A 6,339-nucleotide genomic window follows, 5' to 3' on the forward strand; every position below is an offset into this window, starting at 1 on the left:
GAACGTTGTGTTATTATACCCGTAATATGTAAAGAAGTAAATTTATAGTGAATAAAAGGCTCTTTGTCAAATTCGGTTGATGTATAAAATTCGAATCGAAATATGCTATTAGAGCTACCATTTTAAGACACTCATTAGGTTGTTAATTCCTTCGGAATTTTCCAAAGTCTTTTGAGTGTTTTTCTTATTTATGCTACTTGATTTAGAGCGGTTTTAATATGATGTTTTTTGTTAGCTAGAAGTTTAAAATCAACTAAAATTTTATTTCTAAAGTTATAAAAATTACGATAACCATAAGCTACTCGTTTAAGTACTTTAATATTGTTATTCATAGCTTCTATTGGACCATTTGAATGTACAGGGTGTTTTAATATGTTTTGAAATTCTGCGTTTGGAAATAGCTTCTCTGCAGTTTTCACAACAGTCAGGTGCATAAGTAAGTGTTCCTTTAAAAATTAGTGTTCTTACTAAGTTCCTATATATTACATCTGGTTCTTCTTCAAAAACAATGTTTTCCCTTTATAATCAATGACTTTTGCTATGCAATTGAACATAAGCGCAATACCTCTTTTTTTGTGTGATAACTTAATGATAGGGGGTTGCGCCCTTTTTATGCAAAAAAATTCGATTGAGAAATAACCATTAGGTTATCTCATCAATCGAATTTATTATAGAGTCGTTTATTTTTACGATTATTTAAATATTAGTCTTCAAATTTTTTCAATACTAATACTGCGTTGTGGCCACCGAAACCTAAACTGTTACTCATCGCATATGTGATATCTAAGTCTTGTGCTTCATTTGGCACAAAGTCTAAATCACATTCAGGATCTGGTGTTACCGCATGAATTGTTGGCGCAACTTTACTATCGCGAATAGATAGTGCTGAGAAGATAGCTTCTAAACCACCTGTAGCACCTAATAAGTGACCAGTCATTGATTTAGTTGAGCTGACTTTCAAGTCTTTCGCAGCATCGCCGAATGTATTTTTAATCGCTAGGACTTCGTTTAAGTCACCTACTGGTGTACTTGTACCGTGAGCGTTTAGGTATTGAACATCTTTTGGTTCGATACCTGCATCATCCATTGCTGCTTTCATTGCGCGAGAACCGCCTTCACCTTCAGGTGCTGGCGCTGTAATATGATACGCATCACCTGTTGAACCATAGCCAACGATTTCAGCGTAAATTTTCGCACCACGTGCTTGTGCTGCTTCTAATGATTCAAGTACTAAGATACCCGCACCTTCACCCATCACAAAGCCGTCACGGCCTTCTTGGAATGGACGACATGCTGTTTCTTTGTCGTTGTTTGTAGATAACGCACGGCTTGCGCTGAATCCAGCAATAGCCATGTGTGTAATTGGCGCTTCACTACCGCCAGTTACCATCGCATCTGCATCACCGCGTTGGATAATTTTAAATGCTTCACCAATTGAGTTAGTACCTGTTGCACAAGCAGTGACTGTAGAACCGTTTGGTCCTTTAGCACCTAAATCAATTGAAACTTGGCCTGTTGCCATATCAGGAATCAACATTGGTACGAAGAACGGGCTGACACGGCGTGGTCCACGGTTTAATAATTGGCTATGTGCCACTTCGAAAGTTTCCATACCACCAATACCTGAACCAATCCATACACCGATTCTGTCAGCTGTTTTATCATTAATATCCAACTTCGCATCTTGTACCGCTTCACGTGCCGCTACTACCGCATACTGTGTGAAACGATCCATACGACGTGCTTCTTTTCTATCGATATAATCTTCAACATTGAAGTCTTTTAATTCTCCGCCTAAATGAACATTGTAATCAGATGTGTCAATACGAGTAATCTCATCAATTCCGTTAACACCTTTTAAAGCGTTTTCCCATGACGTTTCTGCATCATTTCCTAATGGAGATAATGCGCCAATTCCTGTAATTACAACGCGTTGCTCTTTGCTCATACCTTATCCTCCTATTTTCCCCATCTTAATGTAATTGCGCCCCAAGTCAGGCCGCCGCCGAAACCGACTAGCACTAAGACATCGCCGTCTTTAATTCTGCCGTTTTCGAGTTCTTGTCCAATACTTAACGGAATGGAAGCCGCTGAAGTATTGCCGAATCTATCTACTGATACACTCATTTTTTCTTTTGGAATGCCTAAGCGTTCACGAGCTGATTCCATGATTCTGATGTTCGCTTGATGCGGTACGAACATATCAACATCATCTGCAGTTAATCCAGCTTTATCTACTACATTACGAGAAGCTTCTCCCATAATACGAACCGCAAATTTAAACACTTCGCGGCCATTCATAAAGATTTTGCCGTTATCATGGTTCAAGTATAAATACTTGCCGCCACTGCCGTCAGAGCCCATTTCATAGCTTAAGATACCATGTCCTTCAGATACTTCACCAATTACTGCTGCACCTGCACCATCACCGAATAAAATAGCAGTCGAACGATCTGTTAAATCAGTAATTTTAGAAAGTTTATCTACACCGACTACTAAAATATTTTGATAGTCACCTGACTGTATGTACTGTTTAGCAGTAATTAAAGAATACATAAATCCTGAACATGCTGCTAATTGATCCATTGTCGCTACTTTCCCTAAACCTAAACGTTCTTGCAACATGTTTGCTACAGTTGGAAACGGAAAATCTCCTGTTGATGTTGCGACAATTACCATATCTATATCTTCAGGTTTAATTCCTGCATCTTCAATTGCTTTCACACTTGCTTCATAAGCAAGATCTGATGTTTCTTCGTCTTCGCCTGCCCATCTACGTTCTTTGATTCCAGTCATTTTAGAAATCCATTCATCAGACGTTTCTAAAAATGATTCAAAATAGGCATTGTCTACTACTTTTTCTGGAACATAAGTTCCAAAACCTTTAATACCCACATTCATGGTTCTACACCTTCTTAAAAATAATTTTAATACCAGGTATTAATTTATCATATTCTACTTTTTGAATACAAGTGCTTTATTCGTATCCATCATGACATTGCTTACACTATTATAATATTTGAGCGCGCGTATCACAATAAATCTGATGTGTTTCATCTTCTACACCTCCGCTGTTGTGTCGAATTTCTTGATTTCACTATACAAAGCAATCACTCTATTTTATAATTGAACTAAAGATGAAATATGGAGGCACAACAGATGAAATACATTATGGTACTATTCTGGTCTGTTTTGCTGCTTCAAATGGTTAACTTCGTATTAAATAGTTTAGCCGGCGGCGGAACATTAGATATGGTTCTTCCATTAGTTTTAGCAGTTGTCTTTACACTTGCTATCGTTGTTTTAGACGCACTAATGAAACCTATTAAGCCATCTGCTGCAGAAGAAGACAGTAAACAATAACAGCCCGCATTTCGCATCCAGCAAATCCTTGCTGGATTTTTTTATGTATGAAAACAGCCGTATCAAATGCGATACGGCTTTTTTCTTTATAGATTTATTATATTTGTGCTTTTTCTACATCAAATTCTAAACCATCGTCACCTAAGTCAACTTTAATTGTTGTACCTTCAGGTAATGACTCTTTAATCATCATACGTGCTAATGGTGTTTCAATTTGACGTTGTACAAAACGTTTTAATGGACGTGCACCAAATTGCGGTTCATATGCTTCTTCACCCAACCATTTTTTCGCTGCGTCTGATACTTCGATTGAAATACGTTGATCTAATAAACGAATATTCAATTCTGCTAGGATTTTTTCTACAATTAAGCTCATATCATCTACAGATAATGGACGGAATAAGACAATATCATCCATACGGTTTAAAATTTCAGGTTTGAAGAATTGATTTAAATTGTCCATGACTGCTTTTTCAGTGCTTTCTGTAATCACACCTGTTTCTTTCACTTGTTCAAGTAAAATTTGTGAACCAATGTTACTTGTCATAATGATAATTGTGTTTTTGAAGTCTACATTACGACCTTTAGAATCTGTTAAATGCCCTTCATCTAATAATTGTAGTAACACGTTGAAAACATCAGAATGTGCTTTCTCTACTTCATCTAATAAGATGACTGAATAAGGGTTACGACGTACCGCTTCTGTTAATTGACCGCCTTCATCATGGCCAACATAACCTGGAGGCGCTCCGATTAAACGAGACACAGAGTGTTTTTCCATATACTCACTCATGTCGATTCGAATCATGTGTTTTTCTGAATCGAATAAGCTGGAAGCTAACGCTTTCGCAAGTTCAGTTTTACCTACACCTGTTGGTCCTAAGAATAAGAAGCTACCGATTGGACGATTAGGATCTTTGATACCTGCACGTGCTCTGATAACCGCATCTGCAACTAAATCAACAGCTCTATCTTGACCTACGACACGTTCATGCAAGATATCATTTAAGTGTAGTAATTTGTCACGTTCACTTTCCACTAATTTTGTGACTGGAATACCTGTCCATTGACTGACGATATCTCCAATTTCTTCATCTGTCACAATTTCACGGATAATACGTTCTTCATCGCCTGCTTGGTCATCTTGGAACGCATCTTCTAGTTCACGTAATTCTTTTTCTAATTGAGGAATTTTACCGTGTTGTAATTCCGCTGCTTTTTCTAGATTATAGTTATTTTCAGCATCTTCTAATGCTTTACGGCTTTCATCCAGTTCAGCACGTTTTTCTTGTAGTTTAGTAATTTTTTCTTTTTCTTGTTCTACACGTGATTGTAATGCTGCTTGTTTTTCTTTTTCATTTGAAAGTTCTTCTTGTAGTTCTTTCAAACGTTGTTGGCTGACGCTGTCTGATTCATGTTGTAACGCATTCTCTTCGATTTCCAACTGCATCACACGACGATTAACTTGGTCAAGTTCCGTTGGGTTAGAACCCATTTCTGTACGAATTGTCGCACATGCTTGGTCTACTAAGTCAATTGCTTTATCTGGTAAGAAACGATCTGTAATATAACGATCTGATAATTCAGCTGCAGCAACTAATGCGCGGTCTTGAATACGTACACCATGATAAACTTCATAACGTTCTTTTAAACCACGTAAAATAGAAATCGTATCTTCTACATCAGGTTCATACACACCTACTTTTTGGAAACGACGTTCTAATGCAGAGTCTTTTTCTATATATTCACGATATTCATTTAAAGTTGTTGCACCGATACAATGTAATTCACCGCGTGCTAACATCGGTTTCAACATGTTCCCTGCATCCATCGCACCATCTGTTTTACCTGCACCGACCAACATATGCAATTCGTCAATAAAGAGAATAATGCGACCGTCAGCATCTTTAATTTCTTTTAACACTGCTTTTAAACGTTCTTCGAATTCACCACGATATTTCGCACCAGCAACTAATGCGCTTAAGTCTAATTCGAATATAGTTTTATCTAATAAGGATTCAGGCACGTCTTTTTTCACAATACGTTGTGCTAATCCTTCAACAATCGCAGTTTTACCTACGCCTGGTTCCCCAATTAAGACAGGGTTGTTTTTCGTTTTACGGCTTAAAATACGAATCGTATTACGAATTTCTTCATCTCGTCCAATAACCGGATCCATATTACCTTGTCGGACTTCTTCTACTAAATCACGACCGTATTTTTCAAGAGCTTCATAGTTTGCTTCTGGATTTTGTGATGTCACGTGATTTCCTCCTCTGATTTTCTTGATAATCTCTTTGATTACTTCTGTTTTATTACCGACATATGACTTAGTAGTATCATCTACTTCCATGGCTGCTAATAACACATGTTCCATTGATACAAACTCATCATCATAGTCTTTCATAATAGCTTCAGCTTTATTAAAGAGCGTATTGGTTTCATTGCCGATATATTGACCATATTGAATATTATCGCCTTTTACAGTCGCATGACGTTTTAATTTATCATCATAAGCTTTCTCTAATTCAGCAGTATCAATATTGGCACGTTCTAATACACTATTAAATAAACTATCTGTTTCTTTTAAGGCAGCGAGTAACACTGCTTCAATTTCTACGTTTTGTTGTTCATAGTTTTGTGCAAGTTGAATCGCTTGTTGCAAAGCTTCTTGCACGGCATAGGTCATCTTATTTGCATCCATTCTCTTCACCTCTGTTACTCAGTATGCTTACAAGTCCTTTTGACTTTGACTTTCTTTGACCTTATACATAGTATAGAGCATCAACCCTTTATTTTTCAACTTATAACGCTTCGTTTCAGTAATTTTTTCTGTTGCTTTTATAATCATTCCTCATATGCTTTACCCCTAATCTTTGACCTATAACAACACTTACCTTAAATTTAAGAAAAGTACATTAATCTGTGTGCATTTTTTGATTCCAGTTCTTGTTATTTCTTCTATTTATTTATCTT

General features: G+C 36.9%; 5 protein-coding genes. 1 reads left to right on the forward strand and 4 read right to left on the reverse strand.

Annotation, left to right across the window (positions count from 1 at the left end; all coding sequences use genetic code 11):
• Nucleotides 1-188: 188 nt before the first annotated feature.
• The 3 genes from BU038_RS11460 to BU038_RS11470 form a co-directional block, all read right to left on the reverse strand.
• Nucleotides 189-434, reverse strand: a complete 246-nt coding sequence (locus BU038_RS11460; protein ID WP_107606125.1) for a transposase — start codon at nucleotides 432-434, stop codon at nucleotides 189-191.
• Between the two features lie 269 nt (nucleotides 435-703).
• Nucleotides 704-1,948 carry a beta-ketoacyl-ACP synthase II gene (fabF, locus tag BU038_RS11465; RefSeq protein WP_107606126.1) on the reverse strand — a complete coding sequence of 415 codons (1,245 nt, stop codon included), beginning with the start codon at nucleotides 1,946-1,948 and terminating at the stop codon, nucleotides 704-706.
• An 11-nt stretch (nucleotides 1,949-1,959) separates the two neighbouring features.
• Nucleotides 1,960-2,901, reverse strand: coding sequence for a beta-ketoacyl-ACP synthase III (locus tag BU038_RS11470; protein WP_107606127.1), 942 nt, complete (start codon nucleotides 2,899-2,901; stop codon nucleotides 1,960-1,962).
• Nucleotides 2,902-3,159: 258 nt separating this feature from the next.
• On the opposite strand from BU038_RS11470, the gene BU038_RS11475 reads away from it, so the two are divergent.
• Entirely contained in the window at nucleotides 3,160-3,363 is a 204-nt protein-coding gene (locus tag BU038_RS11475) for a YjzD family protein (RefSeq protein ID WP_107606128.1), read from the forward strand.
• Nucleotides 3,364-3,460: 97 nt separating this feature from the next.
• Here the strand turns inward: BU038_RS11475 and clpB are convergent, their stop codons facing one another.
• Nucleotides 3,461-6,067: an ATP-dependent chaperone ClpB gene (clpB, locus tag BU038_RS11480; RefSeq protein ID WP_107606129.1), complete on the reverse strand. Its 2,607-nt coding sequence runs from the start codon at nucleotides 6,065-6,067 to the stop codon at nucleotides 3,461-3,463.
• Between the last annotated feature and the right edge of the window lie 272 nt (nucleotides 6,068-6,339).

Origin of the sequence: Staphylococcus simulans (assembly GCF_003043455.1) — a bacterium.
GTDB lineage: Bacteria > Bacillota > Bacilli > Staphylococcales > Staphylococcaceae > Staphylococcus > Staphylococcus simulans_A.

Bases quoted from the DNA above. Each gene is read 5' to 3' on its own strand.
- BU038_RS11475 (WP_107606128.1), top strand. From the start codon at position 3,160: ATGAAATACATTATGGTACTATTCTGGTCTGTTTTGCTGCTTCAAATG.
- BU038_RS11460 (WP_107606125.1), bottom strand. From the start codon at position 434: ATGCACCTGACTGTTGTGAAAACTGCAGAGAAGCTATTTCCAAACGCA.
- fabF (WP_107606126.1), bottom strand. From the start codon at position 1,948: ATGAGCAAAGAGCAACGCGTTGTAATTACAGGAATTGGCGCATTATCT.
- BU038_RS11470 (WP_107606127.1), bottom strand. From the start codon at position 2,901: ATGAATGTGGGTATTAAAGGTTTTGGAACTTATGTTCCAGAAAAAGTA.
- clpB (WP_107606129.1), bottom strand. From the start codon at position 6,067: ATGGATGCAAATAAGATGACCTATGCCGTGCAAGAAGCTTTGCAACAA.